The 17224-nt window shown below is 70.5% G+C and carries 14 protein-coding genes; 5 read left to right on the top strand and 9 right to left on the bottom strand.

The genetic code is table 11. The features are described 5' to 3' along the window. Positions 1–24 precede the first annotated feature (24 nt). The 4 genes from AB0G04_RS21460 to AB0G04_RS21445 form a co-directional block, all read right to left on the bottom strand. The gene (locus AB0G04_RS21460; RefSeq protein WP_360985188.1) at positions 25–594 is read right to left on the bottom strand and encodes a hypothetical protein; all 570 of its coding nucleotides are present in this window, start codon (positions 592–594) and stop codon (positions 25–27) included. A 71-nt stretch (positions 595–665) separates the two neighbouring features. Beyond that, positions 666–2063, bottom strand: a complete 1398-nt coding sequence (locus tag AB0G04_RS21455) for an MFS transporter (RefSeq protein WP_360985432.1) — start codon at positions 2061–2063, stop codon at positions 666–668. Between the two features lie 64 nt (positions 2064–2127). Then, entirely contained in the window at positions 2128–2562 is a 435-nt protein-coding gene (locus AB0G04_RS21450; protein WP_360985185.1) for a MarR family transcriptional regulator, read from the bottom strand. A 127-nt stretch (positions 2563–2689) separates the two neighbouring features. Continuing rightward, positions 2690–4147: an NCS2 family permease gene (locus AB0G04_RS21445; RefSeq protein WP_360985182.1), complete on the bottom strand. Its 1458-nt coding sequence runs from the start codon at positions 4145–4147 to the stop codon at positions 2690–2692. 189 nt (positions 4148–4336) lie between these two features. Between AB0G04_RS21445 and AB0G04_RS21440 the strand changes: the two genes are divergently transcribed. Next, positions 4337–4594 (top strand): DUF2530 domain-containing protein, encoded by a 258-nt coding sequence (locus AB0G04_RS21440; RefSeq protein ID WP_360985429.1) that lies wholly within the window; start codon positions 4337–4339, stop codon positions 4592–4594. Here the strand turns inward: AB0G04_RS21440 and AB0G04_RS21435 are convergent. Then, complete coding sequence (locus tag AB0G04_RS21435) at positions 4591–5430, bottom strand: DUF3027 domain-containing protein (RefSeq protein WP_360985426.1); 840 nt, start codon at positions 5428–5430, stop codon at positions 4591–4593. The genes AB0G04_RS21440 and AB0G04_RS21435 overlap by 4 nt on opposite strands. 83 nt (positions 5431–5513) lie before the next feature. On the opposite strand from AB0G04_RS21435, the gene AB0G04_RS21430 reads away from it, so the two are divergent. The 3 genes from AB0G04_RS21430 to AB0G04_RS21420 all read left to right on the top strand — a co-directional run bounded on the left by AB0G04_RS21430 (position 5514) and on the right by AB0G04_RS21420 (position 9537). Beyond that, positions 5514–7604, top strand: a complete 2091-nt coding sequence (locus AB0G04_RS21430) for an MFS transporter (protein WP_360985179.1) — start codon at positions 5514–5516, stop codon at positions 7602–7604. Then, positions 7601–8233 (top strand): futalosine hydrolase, encoded by a 633-nt coding sequence (locus AB0G04_RS21425; protein WP_360985176.1) that lies wholly within the window; start codon positions 7601–7603, stop codon positions 8231–8233. The genes AB0G04_RS21430 and AB0G04_RS21425 overlap by 4 nt, the downstream gene beginning before the upstream one ends. Before the next feature lie 119 nt (positions 8234–8352). Further along, complete coding sequence (locus AB0G04_RS21420) at positions 8353–9537, top strand: MFS transporter (RefSeq protein WP_360985173.1); 1185 nt, start codon at positions 8353–8355, stop codon at positions 9535–9537. Positions 9538–9573: 36 nt separating this feature from the next. On the opposite strand, the gene AB0G04_RS21415 is transcribed toward AB0G04_RS21420, so the two are convergent. Beyond that, positions 9574–11838, bottom strand: a complete 2265-nt coding sequence (locus AB0G04_RS21415) for an Ig-like domain-containing protein (protein ID WP_360985170.1) — start codon at positions 11836–11838, stop codon at positions 9574–9576. Positions 11839–11987: 149 nt separating this feature from the next. Here AB0G04_RS21415 and AB0G04_RS21410 point away from each other — a divergent pair, with 149 nt between their 5' ends. Continuing rightward, positions 11988–12584, top strand: a complete 597-nt coding sequence (locus tag AB0G04_RS21410) for a TetR/AcrR family transcriptional regulator (protein ID WP_360985167.1) — start codon at positions 11988–11990, stop codon at positions 12582–12584. On the opposite strand, the gene AB0G04_RS21405 is transcribed toward AB0G04_RS21410, so the two are convergent. The 3 genes from AB0G04_RS21405 to AB0G04_RS21395 are packed head-to-tail and all read right to left on the bottom strand — an operon-like array spanning position 12569 to position 17129. Further along, positions 12569–13921: a GH1 family beta-glucosidase gene (locus AB0G04_RS21405; RefSeq protein ID WP_360985164.1), complete on the bottom strand. Its 1353-nt coding sequence runs from the start codon at positions 13919–13921 to the stop codon at positions 12569–12571. The two genes, AB0G04_RS21410 and AB0G04_RS21405, sit on opposite strands and share 16 nt — an antisense overlap. An 11-nt stretch (positions 13922–13932) precedes the next feature. Continuing rightward, the gene (locus tag AB0G04_RS21400) at positions 13933–15105 is read right to left on the bottom strand and encodes an MFS transporter (protein ID WP_360985161.1); all 1173 of its coding nucleotides are present in this window, start codon (positions 15103–15105) and stop codon (positions 13933–13935) included. Then, positions 15102–17129: a hypothetical protein gene (locus tag AB0G04_RS21395; RefSeq protein ID WP_360985158.1), complete on the bottom strand. Its 2028-nt coding sequence runs from the start codon at positions 17127–17129 to the stop codon at positions 15102–15104. Before AB0G04_RS21395 ends, AB0G04_RS21400 begins: the two co-directional genes overlap by 4 nt. Positions 17130–17224 lie beyond the last annotated feature (95 nt).

Below are 17224 nucleotides of genomic sequence, written 5' to 3'. Positions count from 1 at the left end.
CGGGCGGCGGTCGTGCCGGGCGGCTCAGACCGCCGGGCCGGCCTCATGGCGTAACACCAGGCCGGCCGCCTCGAGCAGGCCCTCGACCCGGACCCGCTCCAGGTCCAGTTCCACGCCTTCCAGCTTCTCCAGGTACTCGGTGATGCCGAGGCACCGGCAGGCCAGGCACAACCGGGTGTCGTAGGCGGTCATCACGGCGGCCTGGTAGACCTCGGAGTTCAGACCCGGGCCGCTGCGACGCTGGTGGTCGAGACGCCGCAGGTCGAAGGCGATCTGCTCGATCGCCGGAGGCCGCAGCGAGGCCAGCCGCGCGGAAGTGTCCGAGCCGCGCAGCGAACGGTCCAGACGCCGGTACGCCCGGTCGGCACGGCCGCGGGGGCCACGGTCGATGATGCGGCGGCGGTACCGCCGGGCCGGGCGACGGCTCGAGGACCGTTCGAGCAGATGCTCGGCGCGCAGCTCACGACGGCCGTGGCGGGTCAGCAGGCGGCGCAGGTCGGCGGAGCCACCGGTGATCAGGATGGTCGCGGCGCACGGCAGGATCAGCAGCGCCGACAGCGCCGCCGACAGCACAGCTATGTGCGCGATCGCCACGGTTCGACGCTAGGCGCTGACCAGCCGGTCGGGAATACCCGTTCGGGGGAGCCGGTCTGCCAACATCACAGCTAGTTACGGCTCCCCGAGCGCGCGAAGGGCTCGGCCAGCGGCTTCCGGGCCGGCGGTTCGATCGGCTCGGCAGACCCGGTCGACTCGGCCGGCCCCGTCGGCTCAGCCGGCTCCGTCCGCGCCGCGCTCCCGGCGGGCTCCGGCGGGCTGACGATCCGGATCCGCGGGCGCGGCCGCAGCTCGATCCGGATCCGGTCGCCGCTCACCCGCAGCTGCCAGACGAGGGCGCCGAGTGCCGCGAGGAAGCTGACCAGCCCGGCCGCCCAGATGCTCGAGGGCACCCCGAAATGTTCACCCCACCAGCCGGCCAGCGACGCACCGATCGGGGTCGTACCCAGGAAGACCAGCACATACAGCGCCATCACCCGGCCCCGGAACTCCGCGTCCACGCCCATCTGCACCCGGTGGTTGCAGCCCTGGGCCAGGTAGATCGAGAAGAACCCGGTCGGCACCAGCAGCAGCGCGGCGGTCACGAAGTTCGGTGCGAATCCGACGGCGAACTCGAAGACCCCGAAGAGCAGGGCCGCACCGATCACCAGGTAGGCGCCCGGCCGGGAGCGGCGCCGGGTGCCGGCCATCGCTCCGCCCAGCGAGCCGATCGCCAGACACGTGGTGAGCAGGCCGAACGTCGACGGTCCAGCGTTGAAGTCGATCTTGGCGAGAGCAGCCAGGGTGACCGGGAAGTTGAAGCCGATCATGCCGATCGCCGCCATCATGCAGATCGGCAGCAGCAGGTCGTGACGCTTGCCGACGTACCGCAGGCCGTCGATCACCCGGGCTTCGCCGCGCTTCGGGCGCTCGGTGCGGTACAGATCGGCGGGACGCATCCGCAGATAGGTGAAGACCGGGGCGATCGCCAGTGCGGTCGAGATCAGGAATACGGCGGGGGTCGACAACAGGGCCAGGAGTACGCCGGCCAGGGCCGGACCGCTGATCCGGGCCACGTTGAAGGTGGCCGCGGAGAGCGCCAGCGCGTTCGGGAGCAGATGCATCTCGACCAGCTCGGAGACGAACGACTGCCGGACCGGGGTCTCGACGGCGCTGGCGACGCCGAGGAACAGCGCGGCAACGAACACGTGCCACAGCTCGACCACCCCGGCGGCGACCAGCACCGCGAAGATGACGGCGAAGACCGCGAACGCGGCGTTCGCCGCGATGAGCAGCTTGCGCTTGTCGTACCGGTCGGCGAGGCGGCCGCTCCAGAGGGTCAGGAGCATGACGGGTACGAATTGAAGTGCCGTGACCACGCCGAGCGCGCCGGGTGAGTTGCCGGAGAGTTCGAGGACCAGCCAGTCCTGGGCGGTGAACATCATCCACACGCCGATCAGCTTCACCAGTTGCCCGGCGGTGAAGAGCCGGTAGTTCGGGACCTGCAGGGATCGGAACACGGCGTTCAGAACAGCCCCCTCGTTTCGTCGTACGCGTCATCACCAGGTGACGAAGCGGAACGACGGGGCCTGCTCAGCCGCGGGCGACTCGCTGCATGATCTCAGCGGCCTGCGCCAGGGTTTCCCGTTCCTCCGGAGTGAGCCGCTCCAGCTCGGCGGCCAGCCACTCGTTGCGGGCCCGCTCGTGGAACGCGTAGACCGCCCGGCCCTCGTCGGTCGGGGCCAGGATCACCTGACGACCGTCGGTCGGATGCGGTGTACGTGCCACGAGCCCGCGCTCCTCCAGCTTTCCCACGATCTTGGTCATCGTCGGGGGCTGGACCCGTTCCATGTCGGCGAGCTCACGAGGAGTCAGCGCACCGGCCAGCTGGAGGCTGGTCAGCGCGGAGAGCTGACTGAACGTCAGGTCACCGACCGGGCGGGCCTGCCGGACTCGCCGGCTGAATCGGATGATCGCGTCGCGCAGCGTCTTGGCAAGCGTGTCCGCTGCCGTGCGCTCCGTCGTCATCACCCGCTCCGTCACAATACTTAGCCTAGCTAATGAGCATGGCTAACGACATCTGATAACCCGTATGACAGCCGTCACCGGGCACGCTAGCGCACCCGGTGACGGCCTCCTCACTGCCCGGCAAGCCTCAGAGGAGCCAGGACTCCAGCGGCCCCCGGGCGAAGTACAGCACGAACAGCACCGCGATCCCGTACATCAACGGGTGGATCTCGCGCGCCCTGCCGGTGGCCAGCTTCAGGACCACGTACGTGATGATCCCGGCCCCGATGCCGTTGGAGATCGAGTACGTGAACGGCATCAGCGTGACGGTCAGGAACGCCGGCACCGCGATCGTGTAGTCCGACCAGTCGATCTGGCGAACCGTGGTGATCATCAGGAAGCCGACCACGACCAGCGCGGTGGACGCCGCCTCGAACGGCACCACCTTCACCAGCGGCGCGAAGAACATCGCCACCAGGAACAGCGCACCGGTGACGAGGCTCGCCACACCGGTCCGGGCACCCTCGCCGACACCGGAGGCGCTCTCCACGTACGACGTGTTGCTGGAGACGCTCGCGGCACCACCGGCCACCGCGGCGACCGAGTCGACGAGCAGAATCTCCCGGGTACGCGGGGGCATGCCCTCGGAGTCGAGAAGGTCACCCTCCTGACCGACCGCGACCATCGTGCCCATGGTGTCGAAGAAGTCCGTCACCAGCAGCGTGAAGACGAACATCAGCACGACCAGCGGACCGGCCGTGGTCCACGAGTCGAGCACGTTGAACTTGCCGATCAGCGACAGGTCGGGGGTGTCGATGATCTGGTCCGGCAGGGCCGGCACGTTCAGCGACCAGCCACCCGGCTTGACCACGGCCGGGCCCAGCTTCGCCACCGCCTCCACGATGATCGCCAGCACCGTGGTGCCCAGGATGCCGATCAGGATGGCGCCCTTGACCTTGCGGACGAACAGCACCAGCGTGAACAGCAGACCGATCACGAAGACGAAGGTCGGCCAGGTCACCAACTTGCCGCCGAGACCCAGCTCGACCGGCACGGTGGTGTTCGCGGCGTCCGGGATGCGGTGCACGAACCCGGCGTCGACCAGACCGATGATCATCAGGAACAGGCCGATACCCACGCCGATCGCGGTCTTGAGCTGGGTCGGCACGGCCCTGAACACGGCCGTACGCAGCCCGGTCAGCACGAGGATCAGGATCAGCACACCCTCGATGACGACCAGGCCCATCGCGTCGGCCCAGGTCATCTCCGGTGCGATCTCGTACGCCACCAGCGCGTTGACGCCGAGCCCGGCGGCCAAGGCCAGCGGGAACCGGCCCACCAAGCCCATCAGGATGGTGATCACACCGGCGACCAGGGCGGTCCCGGCGGCGAGTGCGGTGATCGGGAGCTTCGCGCCGTCGGCGTCGGCGCCGCCGGCCAAGATGAGGGGGTTGAGGACCACGATGTAGGCCATCGTGAAGAACGTGACGACACCGCCACGGATCTCCCGGCTCAGCGTCGAGCCGCGCTTGGTTATCTCGAAGAACCGGTCGAAGCCGTTCCTCGCGGTGGCGGGTGCGGGTGCCGATTCGGTATCAGCAGACATGCGGACCTTCCGAAAGATGGCGCAAGGGTGAACGCGCGCATGCTTTCAGATGCAAGTACACAGGTAAAAGGGAAGCGATGTTACAACTCTCACGCGCTGCGCCGATGCGATCCGTAATGGTCGTACCCTGTCGGAGTGAGTGACCTGTCTCCCGCCACGCACACCGGCGAACCCCTGCCGGTGCTCGCCATGGTGACCGGGACGAAACCGCGGCCCGAGCCCCTGGACCCACCCATGGTCCCGTTCGCGCTCGCCGGCGTCGCCGCCTTCACCATCGCGTCGCTGATCACCTGGCTGGGCAACGCGCCGCAGTCCTGGGTCGAGATCAGCGTCGCGGGCCTGGTGTGGGGCATCCCGGGCACACTGACCATGGTCGTCCACGATCGGCACCGCAAGCGCCGCCGGGCGCTCACGCACCCGGAGTTCCACGCCGTGGACCAGCCCTAGCTGTGGCCGTAGTCCTCGGCCGGCTCGCCGGACTCCACCGAGCCGTGACCCCGGCTGACGGCCATCGTCTCGACCTCACTGTCGTCGTACACCGTGGGCAGTTCCTCGACCGGCTGCTCGACAGCGCTCAGCAGAGCCTCCGAGTGGGCGCCGCACCCGTGGTCGGCGCTGACAGCCCGCCCGTCGTCGGGAGCGTAGAGGTTGCCGCAGACGCCGAACATCGACCGCAGCGAACCGGCAAGCGGCAGGTAGAACCCGCAGGTGCCGCAGCGCGCGTTGCGAGGCGCCGCGGTGGCGATCGGCGCCTCCGGACCGGCGTCCCCGTCATACCACCGCTGGGCCGTCTCCATCCGGCCCTCCTGCGACATCACCCGGGACCGGCCGAGGCCCAGCTCCCACGAGACGTCCTCGATCGCGGCGTCGTCACTGAGCACGTATCCCGGGGTGAGCCGGTCGTCGTCCGGCGCGGTCGGCATCAGATCGCCGACGCCGAGGTCGCCGGGCTGCACCCGCTCGTTCCACGGCACCCAGCCGGGGGCGAGCAGAGCGTCCGGCCCGGGCAGCAGGACCGTCTCGCAGACGGTCACGTGGCGGCTGCGCGGGACCCGGGTCACGGTCACCGCCCACCGCCAGCCGCGGTAGCCGTCCAGATGGCTCTCGAAGAAATGGGTTACCACGCGGTCGCCCTCGGCGATCACATCGAGGTGGTCGCCGATGTCTGCGGGGTCCACTTCGGTGATGGCACCACGGGCCACCCCGACGGCATCGGCACAGACCTGGTCGAGTCGGGCGGCGCGGGCGGTGGTCCTGGAGGTCACCCGCCCATTGTTGCCTATCACACCCCGTGACCCGCAACGACTCCCCAGATACCGCGCGTGGAACAGGACGCGGGTCGCCCGCATCAGTCAGGATGGTTCCCATGCCGCAGTTCTCCGCGCTCGGACGCATCGTCGGCACCGGCATCAAGGCGGGCCGGCTGATCGTGCGCGGCTCGGTGCGCGGCGGTGCCTGGGCCACCCGCCGGGTCGGCTCGGCCCGTGCCCGTGGCGCCGCCAACGAGGTCGGCATGATCCGGCTGTTCGACCTGCACGCCGTCTCCTGTGCCGGTGACGCCCTCATCGCCATCGGACTCGCGGGGACGATCTTCAGCGTGCCGCTGGGCGAGGCCCGCAGCAAGGTCGCGCTCTACCTGCTCATCACGATGGTGCCGTTCGCTCTGCTGGCACCGGTTGTGGGCCCGCTGCTCGATCATTTCCGGCACGGCCGGCGGTACGCCCTCGCGGCGACCTTCCTGGGCCGGGCCTTCCTGGCCTACGTGATGTCCGTCGAGCTGTTCGGCTGGGGGCTCTACCCGGCGGCCTTCGGCGTGCTGGCGCTCTCCCGGGCGTACGGGGTGGCCCGTTCCGCCGCCGTCCCGCGCCTGCTGCCCGAAGGCATCGGACTGTCCCAGGTGGGCGCCCGCGCCAGCGTCTACGGGACCTTCGCCGGCATCCTGGTCGCACCGATCGGCCTGCTCGCCTTCAAGTTCGGGCCACAGTGGCCGCTGCGGGTCGCCACGATCATCTTCCTGGTCGGCATGGTCGTCGCCCTGCGCCTGCCGCCCCGCGCCGACTCGGACCCGCCGGAGGCCCTGCCCCGGGCCTGGCGCGGCGTGCTCGGCATCGGCCGCGGCTCGGAACGCCCGCTCTCCAACCGCCTGGTCGTCGCCACCCTGATCGGCAGCAGCAGCCTCCGCCTGCTCTACGGATTCCTGCTGCTCTTCCTCACCTTCGCGATCATGGGGAATCAGCTGACCACCGAGGTCTTCGGGATGGAACTCGGCCGCAACACCGCGGCCGGCGTGGTCGGCGGCGCCCTGGCCCTGGGCACGTTCCTGTCCACCGCGGCCGGTACCGGTCTGCGCATCCGCCGGCCGCTGGCGCTGCAGTCCAGCGGCCTGATCGTGGTCGCCGGCGTGGCCGTACTCACCACGATCTTCTACAACCTCGCGATGGTCACCCTGCTGGCGCTGCTCACCGCGACCTTCAGTGGCATCGCCAAACTGGCCGTCGACGCCAGCATCCAGGAGCGGGTCCCGGAACGGCAGCGAGCCACCGCGTTCGCCCACTCCGAGACGGCCCTCATGCTCGCCTGGGTGGCCGGCGGCGGACTCGGCATCATCCCGTTCGACGGCCGGCTCGGCCTGGGCTTCGCCGCGCTTCTGGCCGTCCTCGCCGCGGTCCGGGCCGGCTGGGCGGCGGCGCGACTGCACAACGAACGCCTGGCGGGGCGGCCCGACGCCGTCTCCCCGGACGTTTCCGGCGAGCGTACGGGCGAAGCAGCCACCGCGAAGACACCAGCCGCCGGGCCGCAGCCCGCTACGGACACCACGGACCGGCCCGCCGACACCGGCGCCTGGGTGGACGCCGAGGATCCGTGGGCCGACAAGGACCAGACCGTGCCGCTCGGCGGTGCGGGCCCGCCGAGCGCGTCGACGTGGTCGCCCGCGACGGTGACCGGACGAGGCACCCCCGCACAGCGTCATCCCGCCGCGGCCACCCGAGACACCGCCCCGCGGCCGGCCGCCCACGGCACCGCCCGCGACGCCGGCCGGCCGGCCACCGGCGCACACGACGGTGACACCCAGAGGCTCGACGCCGACGCCGATGTCACGCCTGGCGGGCGGCGCTGGTGGCGGCGCAAGGCGAAGAGCGCGGCCCCGGCCGGACGCTCGGGCGCCGCCGATCGGCCACCACGGAACCGCGGCGGCCTGCCGAACCCCGGCGGCCTGCCGAACCGCAGCGGCCTGCCGAACCCCGGCCCCGTCGCCGAGAGTGACCGGCCGGGCAGCGGACAGACGGCGCGGAAGAGCCCGGACGGGCCGCGGCGTACGGGCCGGCGCGAGCGGGACGACGCCGACCGGAGTGGCAGCGACACCGGATCGTCGGCGGCCCCGCCCGGCTACCACGTGTACCGCCCGTCCTCCGCCGGAACGGAGAACGGTGACCCGGCACAGAATGAGGACTCGTGACGCCGTACCCGATCCTCGTGGTGACCGCGGTGCCCGCTGAGGCCGATGCGGTCCGCGCCGGCCTGGCCCCGGAGGAAATCGTGGTCGAGGCCGTAGGCGTCGGACCGGCCGCGGCCGCCGCCGGAACCGCACGGCTGCTCGCCGGCCGCGAGTACCGTGCCGTTCTGAGCGTCGGCATCGCCGGCGGTTTCCCGGACCGCGCGCCCGTCGGCAGCCTGGTGGTCGCGACCCGCAGCATCGCCGCCGACCTGGGCGCCGAATCCCCCGGCGGCTTCCTGCCGATCGAGGAGCTCGGCTTCGGCAGCAGTGTCGTCGAAACCGACCCGCGGCTGGTCAAGGCTCTGCGGGCGGCCCTGCCGGAGGCTGTGTGCGGGGATGTTCTGACACTTGCCACGGTCACCGGTACCGCCGGCACCGCCGCCCGTCTGGCCGCCCGCTTCCCGGCCGCGGTGGCCGAGGCGATGGAGGGCCACGGCGTGGCCGTCGCGGCCGCCGGTGCGGGCGTGCCGTTCGCCGAACTGCGCGCGATCTCCAACCCGGTCGGCCCCCGGGACCGCGCCGCCTGGCGCCTCGGGGACGCCTTCGCCGCGCTGCGCGCCGCGGGCCCGGCACTCGACGCCCTCCCCTGACCGGAGTTCTCGGCGCAATCGTTTACACGGAAGCTGTTGCTGTTGTCGATCGCGAGCGGCATGCTGCGCAGACAGGAATGTGATCGACACCACGTCGCAGATATCCGAGCGAGGCATCGATGAACGACGGCAAGGGCTCCGAGATGCCCGCCGGCGCACGCGCCCGGCTCATCGGCGCCGGATATGCCGCGCAGGGTCTGGGCTACGCGGCGGTGGTGACGGCACTTCCGGCGTTCAAGGACCGCCAGGGTGTCGACGACACCTTCGTCTCAGCGGTCCTGCTGCTGGTGGTGGTGGCGGCGGCCGGCGGTTCGGTGCTGGCCGATCGGATCGCGGCCCGCTGGGGCAGTCGCTACGCGCTCGCGTCAGGGCTGTTCCTGATCGGGGCGGGGCTCGCCGGAACCACGTTCTGGTCACCCAACGCGATCTTCGCGGCGATCTTCCTGGCGTACGGGGTGGGCCTCGGCGCGGTCGACGCCTCACTGAGCATGCAGGGCGTCCTGGTGCAGGCCCGGCTGGGCCGCAGCGTGATGAGCCGCTTGTTCGCCGCCTACACCGCGGCCGCGATCGCCGCCGCGCTGCTCATGTCGGGCGCGCTGAAGACGGGCGCGGGTGCCGCTGTGGCGGTCGGCGTGGCGGCCGTCTTCGCGGTGCTGGTGGGGCTGGTGGGCTGGCGCCGGTTCGAGCCGGGCCGCACGCTGAGGTCGAGTGCCGCGCATGCCGGGAGCGGCCGGACCGTACGCCCGATCGTGCTGGTCTGCGGCCTTCTGATCTTCACGGCGTTCCTGGTGGACTCGGCGATCAGCACGTGGAGCTCGGTCTACCTGCAGGACTCGCTGGCGGCGGCCCCGGCGGCGGCCCCGTTGGGTTACGCCGCCTACCAGGGCGCCGTCCTGGTGAGCCGCCTGGTCGCCGATCACGTGGTGCCGCGGGCCGGCCGGACGCTCATCGCCGTCGGTGCGCTGATGTTCTGCGGGATCGGGTGCGGGCTGGTGGTGGTGCTACCGGCCATCGGCGCGGCGGTGACCGGTTTCGCGGTCGCGGGCATCGGCGTCGGGGTGCTGGTGCCGCTGGCGTTCAGTGCGGCCGGTGAGGCGGCGCTGGAGAACAGCGACGAGGTGATCGCCAAGGTCAACCTGTTCAACTACGGCGGTGCCCTGCTCGGCGCCGTGCTGCTGGGTGCGCTGTCCGAACCGATCGGCCTGCGGTGGGCGTTCGTGATCCCGGTGATCGCGGTGCTCGTCACCCTGCCGCTGGCCCGGCGGGTCGGCCGGCTGACCGCCCGCGAGCCCGCCGTCAGTTGACACCCCCACCCATCGGCTGTGCAGGCCGGGGGTTGGTCAGGACAGGAGTGCCACCGCGTCGACGCCCGCCTTCGGGTGGCCCTTGGTCGCCAGGTTCACGAGTGTGATCGTGTGCTTGCCCGCGGACGGCCAGGTACGGGTGAAGACCATCTGCCGGGCCTTCGCCGACGCCGAGTACAGGTCGACGGTGCCTGCCGGTTTCCCGTCCACGTAGACGGCGACGCTGCCGCGGGTGCTGTCCCGGGTGGCGACCCAGCCGAACGACCGTGCCGTGACGGTGAAGGTGGCCCTGGCGTTCCTGGCCGTGGTCGTGTGTTCGCTGCCCTCCAGGTACGACCGGCCCTTCGTGGTCGTCCAGGCGCCGGCGTACGTCTTCGCCGGCCGGGCCGGCTGGCCGTCGAGGGTCCCGGCCGTCGCCGGCCCGGCGACGGAACCGGTGTGACCGGCCCTGTCGGTCACCGTCAGCGACCATCCGGTCTTGAAGCCCGCCTCCAGCTCGGAGGTCAGGGTGCGGGCGGAGGCACTCGGCCGCGTGCGCCCGCAGAAGCTCTCGAGGAACGAACAGACGAGCTCCTGTTCCGCGACGCCGGCCGGGTCGCTGACGGCCCACGCCACGGTCACCGGCACCGCGTGGTGGGGCACTGTGCGGCCGGTGTGGAGAACGGCCGTCGGCGCCTGGGACACCTTCGGCGCCGACGTGTCGACGGTGATGGTCACCGGCTCGGTCGTGGTGACATTGCCGGCCAGGTCGTAGGCGTTGACCCGCAACGTGTGCTCCCCGTCGGCGAGACCCCGCACGTAGGCAGACGTCTTCCCGTCAGGGATCGTGGCGATGGTCGTCCCGTCCACGTCGACCGAGAAGCGGTCCATGGCGGTGTCGGCGTCTGCTGTCGCGCCCCAGGTGACGTCCGTCTCGGAATGCGACCACAGAGTGCCCGCGGCGGGTGAGGTGATCGCGAAGGGCTTCGGCCCGGCGATGTCGGGGGCCCGGACGATTCTCAGGCGGGCGGCGGCGGAGTCCGCAGCGTCGATCTGCAGTCCCCACTGCCCGTCCGGCGAGGTCCACGAGTTCCCGGCCGTCAGACCGGGCCGGAACCAGACTCGGTCCCCGTTGGGCTGGAAGTACGCCAGGTGGGTCTCGTTGGGACTGTAGCGGCCGGCCGCCGGGTCGACGTAGCGGACGACGACACCTTCGCCGGGCGCCCACGAGTACGGCCCGTCACCGTTGGTCCACGAGTCGAGGCCGGCGGCGGTCCGGTACTCGATGTAGTAGGTGCGCTGCCCCATGGGCATGACGATCTGCCGGAGACCCGCACCCGAGGTGATCGGCGCGAGTGTCACCTCGGTGTCGCTGATGACGGTCCGGGCGGCGTCCGCCGGCAACAGTCCCAGTTCCGCGAGATGGTAGGCGGACAGTTGCCCGGCCGTGCGGTTTCCCATGACGTCCCACGGGTCCGCGTAGTCGAACCGGGTGCAGTACTGCGACAGGGGCACCTGTACGGTGCGCGCGGCATCGGAATGGCACATGGTTCCGTTCGCATGCCCCAGGTACATGTTGTGACCGAGTTCGTGCGAGAGCGTCTGCACGTCGTAGGTGCCGTTGAGCCAGATGGCGGCGTCATGATGCACGCTGAACCCGAGGCTGCCCAGACCGTCCCACCGGCAGGTGGTGACCTCCGGGAAGTAGACGACCAGATGATTGAGGATCGTCTTGGCGGTGGTGTCGGCAACCTTGCGGGCGGCCGTCATCAGCGCGGAGCTGTCGGGACAGCCGTCCGCACCCAGGCCGGAATCCGCGATCTTGGTCCACGGGGCGACCCGGTCGACGGCCATCCGGATCTTCCCGCCGGAAACCGTGTCGTAGTAGCCGTCGGCCTCGTCCGCGGCTGCCCGCAGCTGTGCGGTGGACGGCTCGCCGTCCGGCACGGTCGCCGTCGCCCAGTACACGGGAACGATCGTCAGGCGGTGTGTGCCTATGACGCTGTTCGAGGCGGTCAGCGCACCCGCCCCGGGTGCCGGTGTGACGACGTCGCCGTCGACCACGACGCGGGTGCCGGACGGGATGTCTCCCGCGGACGCGGGATCGACCGCCACCGAACCGGCGCCGGTGTGCACGACCACCTGTTCCGCATCGGGACTCCCGCCACTGAAGTCGTCGGCGATCGTCCGCACGAGCACCCCGGTCGCCGCCACCTGACCGGCGGGCGGCTCCGGTACCGCGGCGGCCGCGGGCACCGCACCGAAGGCGGCGACCAGCGCGGCGCAGAACACGGGGACCAGCCGCCGGCTGTGTACAGGCATCGAATTCCTCGTTCCGGGGAGGCGATCTCCTGCACGTCATCGACTGCGGAAGCGGCGACCTTGAAGGAACCCGGCCGGGATTCGAACATTCAACTTCCCGGCAACCGAGCGTGATCGGCGCAGGGGACGGCGGTGGTTAAGCTGTGCCCGTGCCGAAGCTGGTGGACCACGATCTGCGACGGGCGGAGCTGCTGGCGGCCGCCTGGCGAGTGGTCCGGTCACGCGGCGTGGAAGGCACCACGACGCGGGCCATCGCCGACGAGGCGGGCTGTTCGCTCAGCGTGCTGGCGCATTTCCTGGGCGGCAAGGACGACATCCTGGTGGCCGCGCAGAAGGCGATCTACGACCGGATCGTGGAGCGGGCCTTCGAGATCGGTGGTGACCTGTTCGGACTCGACGGTCTGCGGGCGGCGCTGGAGGCGGTGCTGCCGCTGGACGAGGAGCGGGCCGCCGACGCGCACGTCAATGTGGCGTTCGCGGGGGCGGCGCTGTCACATCCGCGGCTGGCCGAGTCGCGGCGTGACTCGCACCGGGCGATCCGCGTACATCTGATCAACTGCCTGCGGGAGGCACGGGAACTCGGCGAGTTGCGGGCCGGTGTCGACGACGAGGCCGTGATCGACGACTTCATCATCCTGGTCGAGGGCAGCACCCTGCTCAGCCTGGTGGACGGCTGGGCCGAGGAGGGACGCGCCGACCGGCTGTCCCGCCTCGCCAACCAGTTCGTGGATCAGCTCCGCGTCTGAGCCGCGATCAGATCCCGGTACCAGTGGTACGAGTCCTTCGGCGTCCGCGACAGGTCCGAGAAGTCCACGTAGATCAGGCCGAAACGCTCGTCGAAGCCGGCCGCCCACTCGAAGTTGTCGATCGCTGACCAGACGTAGTAGCCGTCCACCCGGACGCCCGCGTCGATCGCGGAGGCCACCGCCGAGAGGTGCGCCTTGAGGTAGGCGATGCGCTGATGGTCGTGGACCCGCCCGTCCGGCCCGGGTGGCGAGTCGTGGAACGACGCACCGTTCTCGGTGATGATCACCGGGGGTAGCGACGGGTATCGGTCCTTGAGGGTCACCAGGATCTCGGTGAGCCCGGACGGAACGATCGCCCACCCGAAGTCGGTCCGTTCGTCGCTCTTCACCGGCACCGGGGAGAACGGCATGCCATCCGGAATGTCCACCTCGAGGACACCGCTGTAGTCCTTGCCGGCCTTCGGCGCCTCGATCATCGTCGGCTCGTAGTAGTTGACGCCGTAGAAGTCGAGCCGGGCCTTGATCAGCTCGAGGTCCCGGTCGAGCTGAGCGTCCGGCACCCCGGCCCCGGCCCGGATCAGCTCGCTCGGGTAGTCGCCGAGCAGGATCGGATCGGAGAACGTCCAGTTGGTGAGGTCGGAGAAGAGTGCCGCCGCCGCGCCGTCCTCGTCGGAGCCGGTGGCCGGCATCACCGGGAAGTGCTGGCTGGCGACCCCGACGCTGCGAGCCCCATGGGTACGCAGAACCTGCACCGCCAGCCCGTGGGCGAGCAACTGGTGGTGCCCGGCCGGCAGCGCGCCGAGCCCGAGACCACGCGCCGGGGCGTGATCGGTGAGCGCGTACCCGTAGAGGGTGTGCACGTTCATCTCGTTCATGGTGATCCAGTCCCGGACCCGGTCGCCGAGCCGCAGCGCCAGCGTGCCGGCGTAGTCGGCGAGCCGGTGCGCGGTGTCCCGGTTCATCCAGCCACCGGCGTCCTCGAACTCCTGGGGAAGGTCCCAGTGGTAGAGCGTCGGCACCGGCCGCAGCCCGTTCGCCAGGATCGAGTCCACGAGCCGGTCGTAGAAGCCGAGGTCGCCGGCGAGGACCCGGGGCCACGAGAAGGAGAATCGATAGTCCTGCACACCCGCCGCGGCGATCAGTGCGATGTCGGACTTGTACCGGTGGTAGTGGTCGATCGCCACCCGGCCGTCCTGGCCGTTCCGGACCGTCCCGGGCCGGGCGGTGAAGGTGTCCCAGATGCTCGGGCCCTTGCCGCCCGCGTCTGCCGCCCCCTCGATCTGATAAGCCGAGGTCGACATGCCGAACCGGAAACCGGGTGGGAACTGGGGGTACAAGATGGATCCTTTCAGTGGATCGCCCGGAGGCGGGGTAGCAGGGCCAGCGCGAGCACCGCGAAGCCGGCCGTGACCAGGTAGAGCGTGCGGTAACCACCGAGCCCGGTGACGATCGGCGCGGCCAGCACCGGGGCGAGCATCTGCGGCAGGGTGCCCGCCACGTTCGCGACGCCGAGCATGGTGGCCCGGGTGTCCGGGTCGGGAAGTACCTGGGTGAGCACGGCCATGTCGACCGCGATGTAGGCACCCCAGCCGATGCCGACGAGCACCGACGCGGCGATCACCACGGGTACGACCGGCACGAGGGCCATCAGCGTGGTGCCGATCGCGAGGACCACCGCACCGGCCGCCACGAAGACCCGGCGCTTCTCCCAGCGGTCGGACAGCACTCCCCCGGCGAAGCCGAAGATGCCGGCGAACAGCACGTTGACCACGGTCACGATGAGCACCCAGGTGGCCGCGTCGCCGACGCCGACCTCGTCCGACAGGTAGTAGAGCAGGTAGACCAGGACCAGGGCGTTCACCAGGTTGAGCAGGAACCGGATCACCCACGCGACGGCGAACTGCCCACCGGGCCAGTGCAGCCGGCCCCGGCTCCCACGGGAGATCGGCACCTCCCCGTGCATGATCAGCAGGGCGGCACCGAGAGCCGGTACCGCGATCGCCACTGCCACGTAACCGATGGCGGAGGAGCCGGCCGCGACCGCAACCGCGGTACCCAGGATGACGCCGATGATCTGGGCCACCCCGAAGAGCGCGCCGACCGTGCCCCGCTGCCGCTCCGGCACCCGGTCACCGATCATCGCGGCCAGCGCGGCCAGCGGGCCGTTGAGCCCCGCCTGCACCAGGATCCAGCCGGTCACCATGGGCGCCGTGCTGTCGGCGACGGCCAGCACCAGGAGTCCGGCGACACCGACGACGGTGCCGGCCACGAAGATCGGCCGCCGGGTGCCCAGCCGGTCGGAGAAAACTCCCCACAGTGGATTGGCCACCATGGACGCCGCCGCGCCCCAGGCGGTGACCAGGGCGAGCAGCGCCTCCTTGCCGTCCTCGCCGGCCAGCCGCAGCGCCTGCTCGGGCAGCAGGATCTGGATCGGGCCGAACCAGCCGGCCGCGACGCCGACCATGGCGAGCCCGTACGCCACCATCCAGCGGCGGCGTACGGGCGCTTCAACCAGCGTCACGCACGGGACCTTTCCCACATCACCGTGTACGCCTCAGCCCCGCTGAGCAGATGCTTGCGCAGCAGCGGCCCGTCCGATCCGGCCTGGTTGATCAGGTCGACGATCCAGTCGGCGTAGAGCCCGTACTGGGCGACGCCGTCGGTGTTCAGGTCGAAGGTGCGGGAGCCGTAGACCTGCCGGGTGACCGTCGTGCCGTTGGTCGCGGTGAACGGGTAGGTGAGCGGCCTGGAACCGGCGTTCAGACGGGGAGCGGCCTGCGGGCCCAGCCCGTTCACATCGGTGCCGACGCCGTACCCGGTGATCTTCGAGCCGTTGGAGAGCGCCCGGTGGGTACGCCACTCGTCGAGGAAGGTGCCGGTGTCCTGGCCGTCGTCGGTGGCCGAGAACGCGTAACTGGCGACGAAGCCACCGAGGCCGAGGATCCGGTTCACCAGCGCCGGGTCGGACCAGGTGTGCACGGACGCCACGCCGGGGTAGTTCGCCTGCTGGGCGAGGTCGAGGACCGCGGACGCGGTCTTCACCCCCATGTGGTCCAGGTGGATGATCATGCCGCGGTCCATCATCTTCTGGATGAGGTACGTACCGAGCTCGGTCAGGCCTCGCGTGTTGCAGATCTTGCCGCTCGGGTACACCGGCAGGACCGCGCCGGCCGGCAGACCGACCCCGAGCTGGAGCAGTTTCGCGAAGTCGTCGCTGACCAGCGGCTGTTCGTTGTCGGACGGGCCGGTGCAGCTCGTCGCCTGCCACCAGTGACCGGTGGAGAGCAGGTTGCCGAGGTTGATCGCGGCGCCGGTGACGCCCTCGTCGAACCGGGTGCCGCCGAACGCGTTGTCGAACTTGTGCACCGGGTACAACCCGCTGACGCCGATACTCTCCAGCTCGTTGAGCCCGGCGTCGATGTCGGCCTTGGTGCACTGCGCGACGCCGTTGATCTCGCGGCAATTGAAGAGCTCGGAGTTCTCCACGCCGATCGTGACGGCGAGCTTGCCCTGGGCGGCGATGCTGCGTACCTCGGCCGGGGTCTTCGCCAGCCGGAACCAGCCCTTGCCCGGACCACCGCTGCGGGCGTCCACATAGTCCTGCATCTTCTTCAGGTATGTGGCCTGCGCGCGGATCTGGTCCATCTCGTTGCAGGAGGTGTGCTCGGGGGTGAGCTCGCAGATCACCCGGTTCGCCACCAGCAGCACGTTGAGCACCCGCTGACCGGACTGCCAGGCCCGTTCCACGCTGCGGAAGTAGGACGCCTCGTGCAGCAGCGTGTCGTACTGCGGCCAGTCCCCGAAGGTGGGCCAGCCGTCCTCGGCCGAGTTGATCGGGTCGGTGCCGGAAAGGATCGCCTCGAGCAGCGCACCCCAGCCCAGGGTCCCGTGCGACGGGCAGCCCTTCAGAGCGACCGGGGCACCACCGGAGGCGTACGCGTCCCCGCAGTGCAGTGCTCCGCCGAAAGCCTCGCCGGCGGTGATGTGCGCGTGCGCGTCGATCCAGCCGACGAGCTTGCCGCTCGCGTCGACGCCGGCGGCCGGGGTGCCGCTGACACCGGTGGCGATGTCCGGGATCGCGGCGCAGCCGGTGGCCGGGGCGAGCTTGAAGGTGCTGCTCCCGGTGCCGAGCCCGCCCAGGTAGGAGCCCATCTGCTGACCGGTCGAAGTGTTCACGAACTTGTGGGTGCTGCCGTCGGTGGTGACGGTCCAGTCGGCGCGGACACCGTAATCGGCTCCGGCCCAGACCCAGTTCATCACGCTCTGATAGGGCGGCGCGCCGTCCTGGTCGCGAAGCAGGTAGCGGCCGAGCTGGGTGGCTTCCAGGCGGAACGGTTCAGCGCTCGACACCGAGCTCTTGAAGCCGTATCCGACCGAGTCCTTCCAGACGTACCCGAGTGAATTCGATCCGTTGAAAGCCTGGAGGGTGACGCAGGCGCCCTCCAGGTTGTAGGCGGGCGTCCAGGTAGCGGCTCCCTGGGCGGGCGCGGACAGCCCACCGACGAGGCCGAGTACCAGGACACCCGCGGCGAGCTTACGAGCCACGCGACACCCCCTTGGTCGATCACTTGATCCAACAAAGCGGAGTGTAGGAAAGATCACACCGTTTCAGCCAGAGGAGGACATGAATATTTTTCTCT

This window comes from Actinoplanes sp. NPDC023801, assembly GCF_040639655.1.
Lineage (GTDB): Bacteria > Actinomycetota > Actinomycetes > Mycobacteriales > Micromonosporaceae > Actinoplanes.
The sequence above is the reverse complement of the archived record's forward strand: the minus strand, read 5'-3'. Positions and strand labels throughout refer to the sequence as shown.

What these genes read in the sequence shown, in the direction of transcription:
- AB0G04_RS21430 (WP_360985179.1), top strand. Translation starts at nt 5,514, where the DNA reads ATGCCGCAGTTCTCCGCGCTCGGACGCATCGTCGGCACCGGCATCAAG.
- AB0G04_RS21420 (WP_360985173.1), top strand. Translation starts at nt 8,353, where the DNA reads ATGAACGACGGCAAGGGCTCCGAGATGCCCGCCGGCGCACGCGCCCGG.
- AB0G04_RS21450 (WP_360985185.1), bottom strand. Translation starts at nt 2,562, where the DNA reads ATGACGACGGAGCGCACGGCAGCGGACACGCTTGCCAAGACGCTGCGC.
- AB0G04_RS21445 (WP_360985182.1), bottom strand. Translation starts at nt 4,147, where the DNA reads ATGTCTGCTGATACCGAATCGGCACCCGCACCCGCCACCGCGAGGAAC.
- AB0G04_RS21415 (WP_360985170.1), bottom strand. Translation starts at nt 11,838, where the DNA reads ATGCCTGTACACAGCCGGCGGCTGGTCCCCGTGTTCTGCGCCGCGCTG.
- AB0G04_RS21440 (WP_360985429.1), top strand. Translation starts at nt 4,337, where the DNA reads ATGGTGACCGGGACGAAACCGCGGCCCGAGCCCCTGGACCCACCCATG.